Annotated in this window: 17 protein-coding genes and 1 pseudogene; 13 read left to right on the forward strand and 5 right to left on the reverse strand. The window is 41.4% G+C overall.

Translation table 11 applies throughout. The annotated features are described in order from the left end of the window. Positions 1-73 precede the first annotated feature (73 nt). From CXF95_RS28765 to queA, 3 genes and pseudogenes are all read right to left on the reverse strand, one after another. On the reverse strand, positions 74-1,468 hold the full coding sequence (locus CXF95_RS28765; RefSeq protein ID WP_101201807.1) for a hypothetical protein: 1,395 nt from the start codon (positions 1,466-1,468) through the stop codon (positions 74-76). Positions 1,469-2,405: 937 nt separating this feature from the next. After that, positions 2,406-2,474 (reverse strand): annotated as a pseudogene (locus CXF95_RS31650) (SEC-C metal-binding domain-containing protein); the annotation flags it as partial. Between the two features lie 1,054 nt (positions 2,475-3,528). Continuing rightward, positions 3,529-4,581 carry a tRNA preQ1(34) S-adenosylmethionine ribosyltransferase-isomerase QueA gene (queA, locus tag CXF95_RS28775; protein ID WP_101201808.1) on the reverse strand — a complete coding sequence of 351 codons (1,053 nt, stop codon included), beginning with the start codon at positions 4,579-4,581 and terminating at the stop codon, positions 3,529-3,531. A 262-nt stretch (positions 4,582-4,843) separates the two neighbouring features. On the opposite strand from queA, the gene CXF95_RS28780 reads away from it, so the two are divergent. After that, positions 4,844-6,070: a sodium:proton antiporter gene (locus CXF95_RS28780; RefSeq protein ID WP_232788101.1), complete on the forward strand. Its 1,227-nt coding sequence runs from the start codon at positions 4,844-4,846 to the stop codon at positions 6,068-6,070. Positions 6,071-6,073: 3 nt separating this feature from the next. Here the strand turns inward: CXF95_RS28780 and CXF95_RS28785 are convergent, their stop codons facing one another. Continuing rightward, the gene (locus CXF95_RS28785) at positions 6,074-6,391 is read right to left on the reverse strand and encodes a DUF6471 domain-containing protein (RefSeq protein WP_101201809.1); all 318 of its coding nucleotides are present in this window, start codon (positions 6,389-6,391) and stop codon (positions 6,074-6,076) included. A gap of 184 nt (positions 6,392-6,575) precedes the next feature. Between CXF95_RS28785 and CXF95_RS28790 the strand changes: the two genes are divergently transcribed. From CXF95_RS28790 to CXF95_RS28845, 12 genes are all read left to right on the forward strand, one after another. Beyond that, on the forward strand, positions 6,576-6,965 hold the full coding sequence (locus tag CXF95_RS28790) for a YjfI family protein (protein WP_101201810.1): 390 nt from the start codon (positions 6,576-6,578) through the stop codon (positions 6,963-6,965). A 41-nt stretch (positions 6,966-7,006) separates the two neighbouring features. Continuing rightward, positions 7,007-7,687 carry a PspA/IM30 family protein gene (locus CXF95_RS28795; RefSeq protein WP_101201811.1) on the forward strand — a complete coding sequence of 227 codons (681 nt, stop codon included), beginning with the start codon at positions 7,007-7,009 and terminating at the stop codon, positions 7,685-7,687. A gap of 33 nt (positions 7,688-7,720) precedes the next feature. Then, positions 7,721-8,770, forward strand: coding sequence for a potassium channel family protein (locus tag CXF95_RS28800; protein WP_101201812.1), 1,050 nt, complete (start codon positions 7,721-7,723; stop codon positions 8,768-8,770). A gap of 12 nt (positions 8,771-8,782) precedes the next feature. Further along, entirely contained in the window at positions 8,783-9,430 is a 648-nt protein-coding gene (locus CXF95_RS28805) for a YjfK family protein (protein WP_101201813.1), read from the forward strand. 71 nt (positions 9,431-9,501) lie between these two features. Then, on the forward strand, positions 9,502-9,918 hold the full coding sequence (locus CXF95_RS28810) for a DUF350 domain-containing protein (RefSeq protein WP_101201814.1): 417 nt from the start codon (positions 9,502-9,504) through the stop codon (positions 9,916-9,918). 9 nt (positions 9,919-9,927) lie between these two features. After that, on the forward strand, positions 9,928-10,542 hold the full coding sequence (locus tag CXF95_RS28815) for a DUF1190 family protein (RefSeq protein ID WP_101201815.1): 615 nt from the start codon (positions 9,928-9,930) through the stop codon (positions 10,540-10,542). Positions 10,543-10,597: 55 nt separating this feature from the next. Beyond that, positions 10,598-11,761 (forward strand): glutathionylspermidine synthase family protein, encoded by a 1,164-nt coding sequence (locus CXF95_RS28820; RefSeq protein ID WP_101201816.1) that lies wholly within the window; start codon positions 10,598-10,600, stop codon positions 11,759-11,761. Between the two features lie 71 nt (positions 11,762-11,832). Next, positions 11,833-12,402 carry a rhomboid family intramembrane serine protease gene (locus tag CXF95_RS28825; protein ID WP_101201817.1) on the forward strand — a complete coding sequence of 190 codons (570 nt, stop codon included), beginning with the start codon at positions 11,833-11,835 and terminating at the stop codon, positions 12,400-12,402. A gap of 57 nt (positions 12,403-12,459) precedes the next feature. Continuing rightward, positions 12,460-13,158: a VC0807 family protein gene (locus tag CXF95_RS28830; protein WP_101201818.1), complete on the forward strand. Its 699-nt coding sequence runs from the start codon at positions 12,460-12,462 to the stop codon at positions 13,156-13,158. A gap of 69 nt (positions 13,159-13,227) precedes the next feature. Further along, positions 13,228-13,917, forward strand: coding sequence for an ABC transporter ATP-binding protein (locus CXF95_RS28835; protein WP_101201819.1), 690 nt, complete (start codon positions 13,228-13,230; stop codon positions 13,915-13,917). A gap of 2 nt (positions 13,918-13,919) precedes the next feature. Then, complete coding sequence (locus CXF95_RS28840; RefSeq protein ID WP_101201820.1) at positions 13,920-16,427, forward strand: ABC transporter permease; 2,508 nt, start codon at positions 13,920-13,922, stop codon at positions 16,425-16,427. Next, entirely contained in the window at positions 16,412-17,578 is a 1,167-nt protein-coding gene (locus tag CXF95_RS28845; RefSeq protein WP_101201821.1) for a lipocalin-like domain-containing protein, read from the forward strand. The genes CXF95_RS28840 and CXF95_RS28845 overlap by 16 nt, the downstream gene beginning before the upstream one ends. Before the next feature lie 72 nt (positions 17,579-17,650). Here CXF95_RS28845 and CXF95_RS28850 read toward each other — a convergent pair whose 3' ends face one another. Then, positions 17,651-18,964, reverse strand: coding sequence for an alkaline phosphatase (locus CXF95_RS28850; protein ID WP_101201822.1), 1,314 nt, complete (start codon positions 18,962-18,964; stop codon positions 17,651-17,653). Positions 18,965-18,983: the final 19 nt, after the last annotated feature.

An 18,983-nucleotide genomic window follows, 5' to 3' on the forward strand; every position in this document is an offset into this window, starting at 1 on the left:
TGCCTTAATAGACCTCAGCTGGCCCAACTCAATCAGCCAAGACAATATTCATCATAGATAGCAGCTCGGTTTTCTAAACAGCCGCGGCCAAACGCAGTAAATTCTCTACTGCAGCCTGAGCATTTTGACCGTAGCGTTGAAGTTGACTGTGCTTTTTATCGTCATCTGCGCTGATGTTGGCAAACAAATGGGAAAAACCGTCGAGACGACAATCCACCAGCCACTTGGCTATGTCCGGATGAGCTCGCCACTGCCCCTCATTCATCATCCTATGTGCCTGCGATCTTAGAAAGTCTTTAACTGTGTCACTCATAGGAGTTGGATGAGTCATCGCTTGGCGCAATGCATCGTCCTGTATATTTGCCTCTATATAAGCGATTAATGCGCCGCTAAAACAAGGTTGCCATGAACGGATCATCTGCAGGTTAATTAGGTCATGTTGAAATACGGGCGTGAAATTATTGACGTTGTGCCCCAGACCGGCGGCTGTGCAATCTATATATAAACTATCTGGCTGACAACTTATCTCTCCCTGAGTTAGCTGCATTCCCTTCGAAGTGATGGCTTCAACCCGCCCAAGTCTAACAATGTTTTTTATGCGTTGAATCTGCTCAAGGTCAGCTTTTGTGATGATGGCAGCATGAAACATACTGGGCCACACATTCTTATCTAGGCGCAGCCAGTTACCCTTGGACTCCATGCCTAAACACACATCTTCAAGGCTTTTGGCTGCGGCAAAGGTTTCAGTTTGTCCGGCCAGAAACTCCAATGTCTGATCCAGAAAGGCCTCATCGGGTTGAAATTTACTACGATCATAAAACCATGAATCTCGTGGTATCACCCAAGTGATATTATCGGCCGGATAATCATTAGCCAGTAGCCAAGTGATACTGTCGATACCTGTTTTACCACCACCGAGTACGGTGATATGTTTAAAGTTAGGCGCCAGTCGGCACAAATGGTTAGGGGGAACGCAGTTTACGCCTGCTGCTACCGCGAAATTGGGTGTATGGGTCATGGGAATTTCTGTGGTTATGTGAGTGGCGTTGACCACTTTTTTGTTCACCGTCACATTGTGTTTTTCACCTGACATCAGCGATATGATGTCACCCTCCTCTGTATATTCACATAAAGGAAGATACTGGACACGTTTAGAAGGAATAAACACCTCATCCATAAGTGAATGGTAGTAATGAGTAATCTCAACGCCTGTTGCTAGTTCGAAGTAGCCCTTATTAAAGCCCGTTTCATCCAGCCTATTGCGTCCTAATGGACGCGAAGCAACGCCATAAAAGCTTGATGGCTGGTGTAATCGCACAAAAGGATAGGCATCGTTCCAATGCCCGCCAACTTTTGGTCGCCGGTCAACCATCAAAAAAGTAGCGTCGGTTTCTTTGAGCATAGTGTCGACAAAAGCCATTGCCGTGGCACCACTACCAATAACAAGATAATCTGTTTTATATTCCATTATGTTCCCTGTGACTGTTTTTATTTTTAGAAATGCTAATAATGAGCTGTATGATTAAAGTACAATATCTTTATCATAATAAACGTTGATACACTATTAAATTCATAAACTTCAATAGGGTAGAATTCGCTGCTCTTCTCTAATTCACCTCTATAACAAGCTGGTACTCACAGGCTCCTCTAGCTCTGCTTTCATAGGTGCACGCAATAGTTGTGTCTTTTGACACTTGTTTGAATTTGCGAACGGCCGCTTTTGTTGTACCACTTTTCAGTAGCGTTTGACTCATCCAATGACTACAACTCGCTCATACCTCCCATACAAATGGTTTCATCGACTGTCAGCAATCTTGGGCTAAGCAGTCATTAGGGAATTGAATCAGGCAGCTCTGAGCCTAATACCGGACAGTCGAGTGTTAAACCTGAAGGTGAACTTTGTGCCAAAAGCGGTCATTGGGCACCTTTGATTGTTACTTCGGCTAAACGCCCAAAGCAGACTAACTAACTTATCAGCTCGAACGGGAAAAATGAGCGACCAAAGGACATTGGGGATATTCAGTTTATGATTGAGTTACAGCTCTAAAGCGGACATTAACGCTTTGCTCACCGGCGAGTAAATTGGTGCTGTTTTTGCTGCCTTTTTATTTTAGCAAAAAACGCGACTACTGTATCGAGTCCGCGTGCAGCAACTTGTTATGCAATATTTAAAAATTAGAAACAGGATAGGATCACTTAATCTCAGCTTTGCATTCCTTTAATAATTCTTCAGCTTTTTCTTTGCCAAATTCATTTACCATCTCATCCCACAATGGGGAGTTTCTAATTTGATTTTGGTATTCTTTCGACATTTGATCAATTTCAGATGCTGTGGGTTTTACACCTTGGGAAATAACATGCATGGCTTCTTCATCTCCCCATGTAACTGGTAAATCTGAAGCGTTTTTTAGCATACAGCATTTCTTGTATTTCTGACCGCTACCACACGGACATGGATCATTTCTTCCAATTTTGTCATTCATAATTAGCATCCCTTGTAACGGCAGAATATTTTTGCATAACGTTTATTATCTGTACCCTACAAGGTAGTGTATACCAGAGTCCGTTTATTGCGCGTTTGTTAACTTATTTAGGCCACCAAACAATTTTTCGAAGGTCTATAATTCGCTCAAACCGGACTAAACTACAATTAATAGCTCCGTCCGCTTACTTGGGCATAGCTGCCGTTCGACTAAGATATCTTCTATGTCTCCTGATCGCTCAAGGAGACATACGATACATTCCTTCTCTGTTCGCAATCTGTTAATTAGGGCCGTTCGTTGATTAGTTCGGCTAGCTGTCCGTTAAATCTTTATTTAAGTTTAATAGTTTACATAGGGTATACCCATAGAGACAGTCAAAGTATCCAAGGAGTTAACAGGACATCCAGTGCGCCGAGATAAATCGGTAGAAGATCGGAGCGGAGGCCGCCCCGGATGCAAGTCCTCTACTTGGTAAGGTAAGCACACCGCCAAGACCCCGAGTCATGGGCTTTGCACTGTAAGGTGTCGAGTTAAGCGTTGATAGGGGAAACCATAGGCAGAGTATTGAGCTGCGAAATCCACACTTAAGCGTGCTGACCTTGTTGGGTGAAGGGGAAGGCAATACGACCAATAGATGAAATGCCCTAAACGGCGGTGCTAGTTATTGGTTGACGCTTCGCAGTCATAGACCTTGTGCATGTGGTGATGTCTTTTATGCACAACTCGGGAGATCCAGTGGGTCGGTAGGACATAGTGTCCTACACATTACGGCGATTGTTAATTAATAACAAAGCAAGCTAAATTCCCTCTCTGTCGGCGAAGCCGGTGCTTTTGATTTACCCTCGCATTTATGTTCGCCAATTATTTTTGAGATTTTGTAGGGTGAAACTGGATTCTTTAGAAGCACGGCTTCGTCCAGTTGAACAGCTCGACAAGGAAGTCGAGATTGGGTGCTGATTATCATGGACGTGTGAGTGAATACTTTGAAGGTATACATCGAGTAGGAAAAAACAGTGCCCGCTAGGGCATAACTACACACTAAAAGTTAACTGCAAGCTAACTTTTTCTCTAAAAACATCGCATCACCATAACTAAAAAAACGATACTCTTGTTCAATTGCTTGTTGGTAGGCGCTTTCAATATTTTGCTTTCCACAGAAAGCACTAACTAACATGAGCAAGGTAGATTCGGATAAATGAAAATTGGTTAACATGGCGTCTACCAATTGAAACTCGTAGCCTGGGTAGATAAAGATATCAGTGTCCGAAATAAAGGGTACCAATTCAGTCCCAGCCTTAAGTGACGCTTGTGCTGCTGATTCTATCGAGCGCACTGAGGTAGTACCTACTGCTATAACTCGCTTACCTGCAGCCTTAGTGGCTAAAATGGCATCAACCACTTGTTGTGATACTTCTGCGTATTCAGAATGCATTTGGTGTTCTAGAATATTATCTACTCTTACCGGCTGAAAGGTGCCTGCGCCCACGTGCAAAGTAACAAATTCTGATTTCACACCTTTCTCTTTAAGCATTTTCAGAATATCTTCATCAAAATGCAAACCAGCAGTAGGTGCCGCGACTGCACCAGGCACTTTGTTGTACACAGTTTGATAACGTTCTTTGTCTGAGTCTTCGTCGGGGCGGTCGATGTAAGGTGGCAACGGCATATGGCCAAATTGCTCAAGTAAACTTAAAACAGGCGCATCGTTCAAAAATCTTAATTCAAACAAGGCCTCGTGTCTGGCGACCATTTCAGCTTGCACAAAACCTTCGAGTATCAGTTTACTGCCCACTTTAGGTGATTTACTGGCTCTGACATGAGCCAATACTCGGTGTTCGTCTAACACCCGTTCAATCAGTACTTCAACTTTTCCTCCCGACTCCTTTTGACCTAATAGCCTTGCAGGTATTACTCGGGTATTATTAAAAATAAGTAAATCACCTTCGTCAATCAACTCGACAATATGCGTAAATTGTTTATGAACAACATCACCATTGTTGCCGCATAGATGCATCAGGCGACTACTACTGCGCTTTTCAGTAGGATATCGGGCGATAAGGTTTTCTGGTAAATCGAAATGGAAATCGGATAGTTTCATAGTGGTCTCAACATTATTTGATATGTATTTTACGTATATTTTTTAATACCTGCAATCAAGTATGTATACCCTATTTATATTGCACATTAATTCTACTGAATTATGATTACCCCACAGTTAGATTATTGACGTTATCTCCCAAAACTGTTGTTTGCCCGGCTCATTGATTCAATGTATCCGGGTTTTTTTTGCCAAGATTAACTTGTACTTTCTATCAATAACCAACAACCTACCTCCTAAACAACGATAAAAAAGACCACTTATGGATATTATCCAGTTAGTTACCATGCTAATTATTATATTGATTAGTGGATTGGCGGCCATGGTAAGTGCTCGGTACAGCAGATTACCCTTGACCTTGTGTATTTTGTTTTGGGGCATGTTGTCTTCATTTATTATTCCCATTAGTGGTTTTGATACCGGGCTTAGATCAGATAATTTTCAAGACTTAATCTTGTTTGTGCTAATTCCTATCTTAGTATTTGAAGCCGCACTTAATCTGAATACACAAGTCATGCGTCCTTTAATGGGCTCAATTTTATTCAGTGCCACAATAGGCATGGTATTAGCGGCATTAATCGCTGCGGGGATTTTGTTTTATTTAATTGGTCATGTCCAAGGCTTTCCTTGGATAGCGGCGTTAATTACAGGTTTAGTGATTTCTGCTACCGATCCTGTTGCCGTTGTCACTCAACTTAAAGATGCCAAAGCCCCCGAAAAACTAGCAACCCTAATTGAAGGCGAAAGCTTATTTAACGATGCTACTGCGATTGTGTTGTATGGCATTTTGTTAGCCATTGCCTTAGGTGAACATCAAGTAACAGGTATGGGTGGTGTTTGGTTATTGTTAAAAGTTATGCTGGGTGGTTCGTTAGTAGGTGCAGTGCTGGCAAAACTGGCGATTTTCATCCTGAAAGTTATCCCTGCAACTTCAGCTAACTTTACTGTTACTAGCCTAGCATTAGCCTATGGCAGTTTTTACCTAGCAGAACATATCTTACATTTATCAGGGATCATTGCTGTTTTAATCGCCGCGTTAGTCGCTAAAAATGCCTTACTGGGACTTAGAGCAGACAAAGTAGAGATTCATCAAAGTTGGGAGTTTTTGGCCTTTGTGGCTAACTTATTTGTGTTCTATTTGATGGGCTTAGTGTTTACTTTTGATATGTTTAGTGACCAATGGTTGGCCATGCTAATTGGTGTACTCGCCGCCTTTGCTTCACGTTTGGTTGCTTGTTATGTGTCAATTGGATTTGGCAAATTTGTGTTAAAAAATCCAGTTGAGTGGAATTATGGCCCTGTTATGGTGTGGGGTGGTTTACGGGGAGTCGTCACCATAGCTTTGGTATTGTCGTTGCCTGTTGAATTAGATTACTGGTGGACAATACAATCTATTGGATTTGGTGTAGTACTGTTTACTTTGGTCGTTCAAGCAACAACTAACCCATGGTTAGTGAGTAAAATCGACTTTAAACAGAAACCCAGTTAATTTTTATTCTAATGGACTGCCTAAGTCGCTAAAAATTTCGATGATGTCATCCCGTTCAATTTTGCGCATATTCAACACATACATGATTTGTAACAACAAATCAGCACCCATAATGCCCTTATTAATTTTATTTCTGAGGTTGTCTGCGCTTTGATGTATCCCTATATTAGATAGTCTGTCGCTGAGATCTTGATACTTAGTGCCACGCTTTGACATTTCAGCCTTAAGTAGGCGCTGAACCAGTTGTCGCCAATCGGCAGCAAGCGATGGTACTGTACTATCTTTATTTTCATTTGTTGTTTCATCATTATTTTTAGACATATACTAAGTTTTACCGAATAACCAAACGTGAATTATAATTTACATTTAAAACATATAAATATCAAATGTTGAAAATATAATTTGACATAATAACTTTAAACTGACTAAACTGTGACACGTAATATCACTGATGGCTAACATCTTTGAATTACAGTTTAGTCATTAGCCTTACAGGAGAGTAGCCATGACTTGGGATCTTAACCAACTTGAGACCCTTTTAGCCGACAACCAAGATTTGGTTGTGACTAAAGAAGAAAACTGTTTGTTAATAGCAAACAGTGATGGAATAGACGCTTGGTTAGCCATTAGTGGTGAACAAATACTGGTTGAATCACTATTATTTTCCAAGGCCGAAGTCAAAAACTGTGCCCTACTAAATGAAGAAATTTTAAAAACGCACATGATATTCCCACTAACAACAGTAGGTATATCCCAGGTCGCTGGTGATGAGTATTACACCGCGTTTGGGTCATTAAGTTCACAGTCAAAAGCTGAGAGCGTGATGATTGAGTTGACCACCCTGTTTCAAAATGTAGAAGCCTTTTTAGATGCTTATCAAGATCATTTGCAATAGCATTTATTTTGTTTTTTTGTAAATACTAGGAGAGAAAGAATATGTCAGTTTGGAGAAAATTAGTCACTGCTGTAAAAGGCGGAGCAACTGAAGCAGCGCAATCTGTAGCAGATAGTCAGGCCATTCGTATTCTTGAGCAAGAAATTCGCGAGGCCAAAGATGAACTGCGTAAATCAGATCATGCAAGAACTCAAATATTAGCTAAATGTAAACTGGCTCAACAAAAAGTTGACAGTTTGCAAGCCTCTGTTGAGCAATACGAAGTACATGCTCGCAAGGCAATAGATACAGACCGTCAATTAGCCTTGGATTGTGCACAAAAAGTGGGGGATTTACGCGCTGAGCAAGAAGGTGAACAGAAGTATCTTGACCAGTTTAAGCAATCTGAAAAGCAATTAGCCGTTAATATTAAGCAAGCTAAATCAAACTTAAAACGTTTAGAGCAGCAAGTTGATATGGTAAAGGCGACTGAGTCAGTACAAAAAGCTCAAGTTGCTGTGTCATCTCGTCATTTAGGCGCTAACAGCAAAATGAAAACGGCTACTGAATCACTATCACGTATTCAAGACAAGCAGAATTTACGTAATGCTGAATTACAAGCAGCTGAAGAACTAGCAACAGAAGAATCTAGTGATGATTTAAGCAAACGTTTAGCAGCAGCGGGTATAGCTGGCGGCAATGCATCAGCAGATGACGAACTTAGCCGTATATTAGGCAAATAATTCATTGGCTTTTGAAGTGAAACAAGGCAAATGATGTTTCCAAGATTACGTAAGATGTTGAGTCGAGTGTTTGCCGAGATGCGCTGGTACAGTATTGTACTGGCGCTTCTTTTTTATGGATTTACCAGTTGGATCTTATTGTATCTGGCAGGCGAAGAAACTCTCACCCAATCAGTGGATTTTATATATTGGCTGGTCGTCACTGGCTCAACAGTCGGTTATGGTGATTTATCACCCAGCACCACTGCAGGCAAATATTTAGTCTCCTTCTACATTATTCCATTAGGTCTGAGTATTTTTGCCCTTGTCTTAGGGCGCATTGCTAATTGGGTATCGAATCAATGGCAAAAAGGAGCAAGGGGTTTGAAAAGTTTAGATGTTGAAAATCATATTCTTGTGCTGGGTTGGAATGGTCATCGTACCATACGTTTATTAGAGCTATTAATCCGTGAACGAGCGTCCATCGAAGACGATCCCGTTATAGTGCTTTGTGTTAGAGTTGATATCACAAACCCTCTGCCCGGACAAATTGAGTTTGTCAAAGTGGCCACATTTAGTAATGACGCCGATATGGACAGGGCTTGCGTAGCCAAAGCAAGCGTGGTGTTAATGGATAACCCAGAAGACGACCTCACGATGACCACCGCATTATATTGCAGTCAACGTAACCCTGACGCACAAATGGTGGCTTATTTTAATGATGAGAGCTTAGTTGGCTTATTACAAAAACACTGCCCTAACGTGGAGTGTACTCCTAGTGTCGCAGTTGAGATGTTGGCTAAGTCGGCGTTTGATCCTGGCTCAAGCTTGTTACATCACGATCTGTTAGATATTAATCATGGACAGGCACAATATTCAGTTTGTATTCCAGCTCATATTCCACCTTTGAAAATTGAAAATATCTTTGCAACTCTAAAACGCAAGTATCGCGCTACTTTGATAGGCATGGTCAAAGCAGATGAAAAGTTAAATATTCAAGTGAATCCTGACTTAGATTTGATGCTCTCACCCGGTGACAAAATTTTCTATATAGCCGATAAGAGGATAATTAAATTTCAGTGGAATGACTTTGAAGAAAAGTAAAAAGGCTCGCATATGTTTAGTAAATTATTTGGTAAAAAAGAAACCGAAACAAAACCTAAAGCCCCTGAAATCATGGGGTTGTACTTAGGAGGTTCCTTTGAAATCGATCCTCTTAAACTGCGCTTGATTGAGCCGGAACTGATGATTGAAAAAGCAGCTAGCCAACACCTTATCCAAGCAGTAGGTGAAGTAAATTTAGATACCGGTGGCAAAATTTTGCGCTTTTACACAGATGACGATGCTTTTTTGCAAGTTATCTTAGATGGTGGGGACACAGAAAATTACATCACAGATGTAAAGCTATGGTATTTTTACGAAACAAAAACCATAGGTTCAGAAGCCCAGTGGAAACAAACGATTGCCTCAGGCATATCTAAACCCACTTATCAGCTTGAAGACGAAGAATACCAACGAGTCTGGGATGCAGTAGGAGAAGAATCGCCACCTGTTGCTATGACAGAAAAAACCTATGAACAAGATGGCGATACCAGCGAAACCGATCAATTTGTGATGTTGTATGAACGTCAGCTTGAAGGTGACGAAATGGAAACTTTATTGGTGACAGCAGAAGAGAAATTAGTGAACAATAATTTTGATCGTTGCTTAGTCATCAGTACTGGCTTTAATATTGGCCAAGCAGATATTACAATTAACGGCTAACGCTTACCGAATAACGATCGACACTTATGGTACGCTCAATTACATACCACCCAGTAAAGAAAGGATAAATGATGGACGCAATAATAAATTCAATCTCGGGCTTAGGCAATTTTGCGCTGTATTTTGCAGTTTCAATCTTGTTGTTGTTTGTGTTTAAAGTGGTGTATGCCTTTGTTACTCCTCATAATGAGTGGGAATTAGTTAAGGTACATAAAAATCAAGCTGCAGCCATAGGTTTTGGTGGTGCAATGATAGGTTTTAGTATTGCCTTAGCAGGTGCTGTAGCCAACTCAGAGTTTTTAATTGATTTTGTAGTTTGGGGCGTGGTGGCCATCATTGCTCAATCGTTGGCCTTTGCTTTATTACGTTTTACTTTTATGCCTAAAATTGCTGACAGAATTGATAAAAATGAAATATCTGCAGGCACTATTTTAGCAGCGGTTTCTATTTCTGTTGGGCTGCTTAACGCTGCTTGCATGAGTTACTAGGAGGGCCCTATGCAATCCAATAAAACCAAACGTTCAAAATCAATCAACCTAACCAGTATGCGCAAAAGCTTTAGTGTTAAACCTTTGGCATTAGGCGTCGCGGCTATATTTCTTTCAGCTTGTGGTGACAAACAAGACGCGGCGGTATTTACCAGCGTTAATGACTGTACTGATGCCAATCCTGAGTTTGCTGAGAAATGTAAAACTGCCTATGCAGACGCATTGAAAGAAGCACAGCGTACAGGACCTAAATACAATTCCCAAAGGGATTGTGAGTCTGAATTTGGTAACAACCAATGTAATGTGGTTCGCAATGAATCAGGTTCATTTTTCATGCCATTGATGGCGGGCTACATGTTAAGTAATTTAATGTCGCCTAGAGGTTATTACTCACAGCCAATGTTCACATCTTTTTCTAGAAATTCATCCTATAGAAACAGGTGGATTGGTGCAGATGGTTCTGATTTTGGCGATAATCGACGCAGGACCATGCGCGTTAGTGAAAAGTCACTCAAACCAAAACCTACTGTCTCTAAAACCATGAGTCGTGGTGGATTTGGTAGCAGTGTGCGGGCCAAATCTAGTTGGGGCAGCAGCACTAAAAAAGGTGGTTGGGGTGGTTAACCTCAGTTGTAAAGGCTTTATACTGGGTGATCAATAATAAAAGTATGCTAAGACCATGTTAAGAGTCGCCATCCCTGAACGTGCTAACTGGAAAAGAAAAGCCGAAGAGTTCGGCTTTAAATTTCATACCATGCACGGAGAAGCTTATTGGGATGAGTCGGCTTATTATCAGTTCTCTCTCGAACAAATTGAACAAGACTTAGAAGCGCCCACTGAAGACATTCATCAAATGTGTTTGGCGGTGGTAGATAAGGTTGTCAACTCCCAAGAGTTGTTAGAAAAATTTCAAATTCCACAAGCCTTTTGGCAGCAGATTAGTGACTCTTGGAAAAAGCAAGATCCTAGCCTCTATTCTCGCTTAGACTTTGCTTATCACGGTAAAGGTCCTGCCAAGCTATATGAAAACAATGCCGACACACCCACATCTTTATATGAATCAGGGTTTTGGCAGTGGTTATGGCTAGAAGAACAAGTCAATGCAGGTAAAATCCCCAAACAAGCGGATCAATTTAATTCATTACAGGAAAAGCTGGTCAATCGATTAGCCGTCATTGCTAAACATTATGATATCAGCCAGATGCATTTTGCCTGTTGCCAAGATACAGATGAAGATCGTGGCACAGTGCAGTATCTACAGGATTGCGCCAAAGAGTCAGGATTAAACAATGACTTTGTATTTATTGAGGATATTGGCCTCGCTGAATGTGGCAGTTTTAGTGATTTACAAGACAACAAAATCCAAACCCTGTTTAAGCTCTACCCATGGGAATTTATGCAACGGGAAGAGTTTGGCCAGTCTATCCAAAGCGCACAAGTGAATTGGCTAGAGCCTATCTGGAAATCTATTTTATCGAATAAAGCCTTAATGCCGATGTTGTGGAAATTATTCCCCAACCACCCCAATCTACTTCCCGCTTATTTCGAAGATGAATTAAGCAAGGCTACTGAAACTAAACTGGTTAAAAAACCCATTTTTTCCAGAGAAGGTGCCAATATCAGTGTGATTGAAGATGGCAAAACCGTATTACATGCCGATGGACCATACGGTGAAGAGGGTTTTATTTATCAGGCTTATTATGCCCTGCCCCAATTTGGCAATAATCATACATTGATAGGTTCGTGGTTGGTGAATGACCAAGCGGCAGGCATTTCAGTGAGAGAAGATTCATCGGCTATTACCCAAGACGGGTCACGTTATTTACCACATATTATTTTGTGACAATTGGACATGACTTTTGTAAGATTTATCAGTCACACTGTTGACATACTTTTTAATTGCAGTTTATTTCAATGACCCATTCAATCGCTAGAGTTTCGAATACCAAACAACAGATTCGCTTTGTACTGGTGATATTTTTGTTGATTAGTGCGATCGAAATAATTAACTTGCTGACAGGAAGAGTGCTCAATCAACTCGGTACGATCCCACGCTATGTACCAGGCCTTAGAGGCATTGTGTTAGGTCCGTTTTTACATGGTAGTTTGCAGCACTATTTTTCGAATATCATACCCTTATGTATTTTCAGCTATCTATTGTTGCAATATGGCTTTAAGCGCTATATACAATTAACCATTTGGATAATATTAATAACAGGCTTTTTGGTGTGGTTATTTGGCAGGCCAGCAACCCATATCGGTGCAAGCGGAGTGATTTATGGCTACTTTGGATATTTAGTTTTAGCGGGATTTTTAAGCGGAAAGTTTAAACTTATGCTCATCTCTGTATTAGTTGCATTTTTTTATGGTGGTTTAATTTTCAGCATTTTGCCTACTACCCCCTTTGTCTCTTGGGAATCTCACTTGTTTGGTTTTATTGCTGGATTAGCAGGTGCAAAATTATGGGCAAAACCTTCGCCCTAAGCAGTGAATACGAATATAATGCTCACAAGCAACAATATGCATAACAACGGGTAATCAATGTCAGATCCTAATCCACAAAAAAAAACAGGCCTGCTAGGTAATCTAGCCTTTAATATTATTATCCCTGTGGTGATTTTAACCAATCTCAGCAGTGACGAATATTTGGGGCCAGCCTGGAGTATTGTAGCTGCGCTAATATTTCCTATTGGGTTTGGCATTTGGGATCTGAAACAAACAGCCAAAATAAACCCCTTTTCAGTATTGGGTATCGTCAGTGTTTTCTTAACTGGCGGTATAAGTTTGTTAGAACTACCTGCCGAATATATTGCGATTAAAGAAGCCACTATCCCCGCTATTATTGGCATTGCGGTGCTGATCACACAGAGAACCAGTAAGCCGTTATTGAAGGTGTTTGTGCTAAGCGAACAAATCATTAATTGGCAAAACCTCAATCAATCTTTAGAAAACTCTGGCACCAGTGGCTTATTTGAGAAAAAAATGGCAATTAGCTCCTATATTGTCGCCGGTTCTTTTTTCTTGTCTGCTGCGCTAAATTACATTTTGGCTAAAGTGATATTAGTCAGCGCTCCTGGTACCTCTGAATACACCGAAGAGTTGGGCAGAATGACGGCCTTGAGTTATCCCGTGATTGTGATCCCAAGCATGTTAATGCTGATAACGGCGCTGTGGTATATATTTTCACAGATTAAAAAACTGACGGGTGAAGATCTAGAGAACTTTTTGGCGGACGTTTAGAACTAATACACTGTTTTAGCGTATTGTTAATAACTTTCAGAACTTTCATAGCGACATAATAAGACACAGATGATTGAAGTTAGCGGCTTAGTCAAACAAATTACTGATGGTTATTCGCACAAATGTATCTTAGACAAACTCGATTTTCACCTTGGAGAGCAACAATCTGTCGCCATCGGTGGGGACTCGGGTTCGGGCAAGTCAACTTTACTCCATATTCTTGCGGCTTTAGATAACGCTGATAAGGGTGTAGTGAAGGTCGCGGGTTTGACACTCAATTCAATGAGTGAAACTCAAGCAGATCAGTTTCGGAAAAAACACTTAGGCATCGTTTTTCAGCAGTTTAATTTAATTGACTGTTTATCGGTGTGGGACAACATTACTTTCCCAGCCAGACTTAATGGTTTATCCATCGGCACATACCACAATGATTTATTAGAGCAGTTGGGATTAAGCTCACACAAACACAAACTACCGGTTAATTTATCAGGTGGGGAGCAACAAAGGGTGGCCATTGCTCGCGCCTTATCCCATCAACCCAGCTTAGTATTAGCCGATGAACCTACTGGAAACCTAGACGATAATAACAGCCAAAATGTGAGTGAATTATTATTTGGGTTATGCAAGAAACTAGGTCTAACCTTAGTGGTTGTGACACATAGCCCGAAGGTCGCTGCTTTTGCTGATACCCGGTTACTGTTGCAACAAGGACGGCTGCTCAACACTCCTAATCAGACCTCAAACTTTGTATCAGCCTAACCATGGCACCTTTACTCAAACTTATTTGGGCAAGTTACCAACACAATACTTTACGCTTGGCACTGGTGTTTATTGCGTTAGTCACCGCTTGTGCTGGCCTCAGTGCTGTTCTGGTGATCAATAGCGCCGCAAAAAACAGCTATGCGTCTGCTAGTCAGCCATTTTTACAACAAGTCGAACAACGTATTATTGCCAGAAGTGGACACGCCTTGAGCAAAGAGGATTTTGCTTCACTTCGTCGTTTGGGTTTCTCACAACTTATCCCAGTGTTACGTACTTCACAGCATATTGTGCATCCCATAACAGGTGGATCTCTACAAATATCCTTACTGGGCATAGACACATTTTCGGTTATCAATTATTCCGCTAGTAACGGGCTAAAGCTCGAGCAAAATAGTTCTGAAGCGGTATCAGATGAACTAGGTCAATTATGGCGTCCTCCTTACGCTAGTGTGATCCATCCAGATTTTGCGACAGAGTTAAACCTTATTAGTGGGCAAATATTACCTCTTGAAAACACCCCGTTATTACCAAAACTGACGGTGACAAAGATCAACGGTTTAGGACGAGAGATCGTCATGGATATCGGGCAATTACAACAGGTCTTAGGCACGGATAAAATCAGTGAACTTTTGGTAGTGGGTGAGACAAATGATGTGAGCACTAGTGAGCTAAGGACCGCATTGCCCGACCACCTGCGTCTTGAAAACATCAATACTGGCGAGCAAGCACAGCAGCTCACTGGCAGTTTTCATCTTAACTTGTTGGCTATGGCATGTTTAATGTTTGTTGTGTGTATGTTTGTCGTCATGAACGCCTTACATTTGTTGATAATGAAACGCTGGCAAAATTTACGGATCCTTCGACAGTTGGGTGTATCAAGAAAACAAATATATTGGGCCCAAGGTGCCGAATTAGTATTCATCAGCTTATTGTGCGCGCCGCTTGGAGCTATCTCTGGAATATTTTTAGCTCAATTGGCCTCACCACAAGTGTCACTTACCTTACAAAGCCTATTTGATGTGAGAATAAGTTACACACAGGTCGCTTATGTCACCTTAATTGCCCAGTGTTTTGCTGCCTGTATTTTGGGGGCATTTTCAGCGGCCATTTTACCAATGTGGCAATTAAATTCTAAGTTGGCTTTACGCAATTTAAACGTCACGGTGAACACAAGCCATAGGTCATGGTTGTATGCCTGCATTGTATTGGGCTGTGTTGCCCTAGGGTTAGGCTTTTACTCTATCAATATGTTGATGAGTTTTAGCGCCATCGCAATGAGTATTTTTGCCGGTTGCAGCTTGCTTATTTATGCCCTACCCAAGAGCCTAAATACACTGTTCCACTGTTTGCCAGAGCAATGGGTATTATTTCGCTGGTTGGCTGCGGACGGTGTACGTTTATCACAAAAGAGTAAAATTGCCTGTTGTGCTTTTTTTATAGCCCTCACCAGTAATATTGGTATGAATTTGATGGTGGATAGCTTTCGTCAAGCCACACAGCAATGGTTAGGTCAGCGCTTAGTAGCTGATCAATATATTTCAACCCAATCACCCAAGGTGTTTACCCAATGGCTAGCTACCCAAGACATAGATATGCAAGTCATCGAGCGAAAAGGCCTTGATGCTGTTCTCCTAAATAAACCAGTGAGTAAACCCCAACATCGAACAACCCTAGAGCTGAGATCATATCCCAGTAGTAATCTGTATCAAGAAGCGATGTTGTTTGCTGATCAGCAAGAGGATGTTTGGCAAATATTCACTTCCGGTCAAGGCGTGTTAGTGAATCAACAATTGGCATTACGCCATGGATTAACACTGGGTGAAACCTTAAGTTTTCAAGTTGAGTCAGCTCAGCCAGAAACGAAACAAATAGTCGGCATCTATTACGATTACGGCAATCAAAGTGCTCAGGCTCTGTTACCTTTAGAGCATTTCGCCAAATATAACGCCAACACCACATTATTTGCTTTGCACTTTGTATCCAAGCAGCAACAAAATTTATTTGTCAATCAACTGGCATCTGCCTCGATATCAAACCAAGTCAGATCAATACAAACTCACGAGTTAATGGCGTTGTCGATGCAAACGTTTGAACGTACCTTTGTGATTACCGATGGGTTAAACATAGTCACTTTATTAGTAGCAGCCCTGTCTTTAGCCACTTCAGTGCTGATGATTGATATGGATAATCGACCTCAAAGGGCGTTATTAAGAAGCATGGGGGTCGGTAATTATCAGATGACCGGTTTATCGCTTATACAATATACCCTGCTCAGTTTACTGGCTTTTTTAGTGGCACTGCCTTTTGGCATCGGCTTAACTTGGCTGTTGATCAACTTAATTAACGTACAGGCATTTAGTTGGAGTTATCCCATACTGATTACACCCTCGAAACTTTTTTCGGCTGGAGTGATGAGTGTTATGTTGATTGTAATAGTGGTAGCCCTACCTTTATACAGATTAAGTCGTCGCAAATTAGTTGAGGATATAAAGTGTTTGAGTTTCTAGTCAAATATCTACTGTTGTTGATATTAGCAACAGGTATCGTAGCTTGCTCTAAATATTCTGATGATAGTAATAATAAAAGCGCTGATGACGATGAAGTGCAACAAAGAGACACTATGTTTGATAGCTTAAGTCGGTATTCAATAGAGCATCAAACACCATCAAATAATGATGAAGCAAACACCTCTAACAAAACCTTCCCTAAGGTAGTCCCAGGATACAAGATTACTTTTCCATTTGATCATAACAGTCACCCTGAGTTTGCAGTGGAATGGTGGTATATCACCGCTAATCTAACTGACAAACAACATAACCCCTACGCATTACAATGGACTTTGTTTCGCTTTGCCAGTGATACTCAAAGCACACCTTGGGCGAATGCTCAGCAATATATGGGGCATGTGGGTTTAAGAGACGGTAAACAGGCTTGGTTTGAAGAACGTTTTGCTCGCGGTGGCGTGGGTAATGCGGGTATATCCACTACCCCATTCAATGCATTTATTGATGATTGGCAATGGCTTGCAAAGTCATCACAGATGTTCCCCTCGACCCTTGAATTCACTATTAATACCCAGATTAGGGTTAATTTGGACTTTACAGCAGACAAACCTTTTGTAAAACATGGGGAGCAAGGTTTTAGTCGTAAGCTCAGAGACTCAGAACAAGCGTCATACTATTATAGCCAGCCACATATTCAAGTCTCTGGGGAGATTGAACTGCCAACCGGAAAAGTAGAGGTATCAGGCAATGCTTGGTTTGATCATGAATGGACCTCTCAATATCTAAGTCCACTTGCACAAGGCTGGGATTGGTTTTCTATTCACTTTGACGATGGTGCTAAGTTGATGTTGTTTAATATGCGTCACGAGCAAGCAAAAGACTTCTGGTCAGGCACGTTAGTCACTACAAATGGGGAAGTGGTGCATTTGACTGAGCATGATATTCAAGGACAAGTGACTAAGCGCGATAAAGTTGAAGGACGTTTGTTACCCTTGTACTGGTCGATTCAATTGCCCAAGCATCAAATCGACATTCAGATCGCGCCCATGCAAACTAAACAGTGGAACCCAGGGATATTTTCATACTACGAAGGAGGGACAGTGATTTCAGGCTCCCATTCAGGAGTAGGTTTTATTGAATTGACTGGTTATTAATCATCGCCATGAGTAATTGGTATAACTGGCACCTGTCGAGAAGTGCCAGCTAGAAAAAAATTATAAAAAGTTTTACTTGTTGTCTTTTAATAATTCAAACACAGTTTGTGCAATACGAGTGTTGTCCATATGACCTCGAAAGCGCTCACTGCCCAATCCTTTAGCAAATATTTGTACGTCAACACCAGTATGTCCTGTGGTTGTCCAGCCCGTATTTGAACGGTTATCTAAAATCTTAGAAATAGCGTTATGAAATGGTCTAGGTTTATCAGACTCAATCGCGCTTATGCTGGATACTTCATCTGTGCTCAGCTCGAATCCCAATAAATCGGATGCCAGAGCACCTCTGTCTTTAGCAGTAATTAATTGGGTGCCAATCATAGCTGGTGATACCTTTAGGTTTTTCAGCCACTTGGGGCTCCAACTATAATCGTTATTAGCACCTATACTTAACCCGCCGGTACTATGATCGGCAGTCAATACCATCAATGTGTCAGGATTTTTTACAAGGTATTGCTCTAGCCATTCGAGGGTAACCGCAAGGTCATGCATTTCAGCCATTGCAGAGCCAATATCATTACCGTGCCCTGCCCAGTCGACTTGGCTTGCTTCGATAAGTAAAAAGTAACCTTGATCATTCTCTAACTGACGGATTGCGGCTTTTGCTAATGTTGGAAGTCGCATCTGATTGGCACTGTCTAGCGCCCAAGGCATACCTGAATCTGCAAATAAGCCCAGTAAAGGAGTGCCCGCTTTCACCGTGTCTAGCTGAGTTAACTTATCCACATATTGATAACCCGCCGCTTTAAATTGAGCAACCAAATTACGATCATCTCGAATAAAATACTTCCAGCCGCCACCTAACATCACATCTAGAACAAACTGACCATTGGTTTTTGCATCGAAATAACTGTCGGCTATTTGATTATAATTTTGACGGCTCTCATTATGAGCACCAAAACTTGCAGGCGTGGCGTGATTAATCTGTGAAGTCACAGCGATACCCGTTTTACGCCCTTGCATTTTGGCCAGCTCTAATACTGTTTGAACAGGCTTCTTGTTGGCATCTACACCAATCGCACCGTTATAGGTCTTCACACCCGTAGACAATGCAGTGGCACCCGCGGCTGAATCAGTCACATAACCGGTGTCCATATCAGGATGTGTGCTGGCCATGCCGACTAATAATCGATCAAACACTGTTTCTTCGACTTCAGCAGTACTAGGATCGTCTGCGAACATACGATAGGCCGTGGTATAGGATGGACCCATACCGTCACCTACAATCATGATAATATTTTTGGGTGAATTAATATTTTCAGGTGAATCAGTAGCTAATGCAGATTGACATAAGACGGCGAATAAAAGAGTAGCAATTGGCTTCATCTGGTCTCCAATGATGAAA

Origin of the sequence: Paraglaciecola sp. MB-3u-78 (assembly GCF_002835935.1) — a bacterium.
Lineage (GTDB): Bacteria > Pseudomonadota > Gammaproteobacteria > Enterobacterales > Alteromonadaceae > Paraglaciecola.

Bases quoted from the DNA above. Each gene is read 5' to 3' on its own strand.
- CXF95_RS28830 (WP_101201818.1), top strand. From the start codon at position 12,460: ATGTCAGATCCTAATCCACAAAAAAAAACAGGCCTGCTAGGTAATCTA.
- CXF95_RS28780 (WP_232788101.1), top strand. From the start codon at position 4,844: ATGGATATTATCCAGTTAGTTACCATGCTAATTATTATATTGATTAGT.
- CXF95_RS28850 (WP_101201822.1), bottom strand. From the start codon at position 18,964: ATGAAGCCAATTGCTACTCTTTTATTCGCCGTCTTATGTCAATCTGCA.
- CXF95_RS28795 (WP_101201811.1), top strand. From the start codon at position 7,007: ATGTCAGTTTGGAGAAAATTAGTCACTGCTGTAAAAGGCGGAGCAACT.
- CXF95_RS28815 (WP_101201815.1), top strand. From the start codon at position 9,928: ATGCAATCCAATAAAACCAAACGTTCAAAATCAATCAACCTAACCAGT.
- CXF95_RS28790 (WP_101201810.1), top strand. From the start codon at position 6,576: ATGACTTGGGATCTTAACCAACTTGAGACCCTTTTAGCCGACAACCAA.
- CXF95_RS28825 (WP_101201817.1), top strand. From the start codon at position 11,833: ATGACCCATTCAATCGCTAGAGTTTCGAATACCAAACAACAGATTCGC.
- CXF95_RS28785 (WP_101201809.1), bottom strand. From the start codon at position 6,391: ATGTCTAAAAATAATGATGAAACAACAAATGAAAATAAAGATAGTACA.
- queA (WP_101201808.1), bottom strand. From the start codon at position 4,581: ATGAAACTATCCGATTTCCATTTCGATTTACCAGAAAACCTTATCGCC.
- CXF95_RS28840 (WP_101201820.1), top strand. From the start codon at position 13,920: ATGGCACCTTTACTCAAACTTATTTGGGCAAGTTACCAACACAATACT.
- CXF95_RS28835 (WP_101201819.1), top strand. From the start codon at position 13,228: ATGATTGAAGTTAGCGGCTTAGTCAAACAAATTACTGATGGTTATTCG.
- CXF95_RS28800 (WP_101201812.1), top strand. From the start codon at position 7,721: ATGTTTCCAAGATTACGTAAGATGTTGAGTCGAGTGTTTGCCGAGATG.
- CXF95_RS28820 (WP_101201816.1), top strand. From the start codon at position 10,598: ATGTTAAGAGTCGCCATCCCTGAACGTGCTAACTGGAAAAGAAAAGCC.
- CXF95_RS28805 (WP_101201813.1), top strand. From the start codon at position 8,783: ATGTTTAGTAAATTATTTGGTAAAAAAGAAACCGAAACAAAACCTAAA.
- CXF95_RS28810 (WP_101201814.1), top strand. From the start codon at position 9,502: ATGGACGCAATAATAAATTCAATCTCGGGCTTAGGCAATTTTGCGCTG.
- CXF95_RS28765 (WP_101201807.1), bottom strand. From the start codon at position 1,468: ATGGAATATAAAACAGATTATCTTGTTATTGGTAGTGGTGCCACGGCA.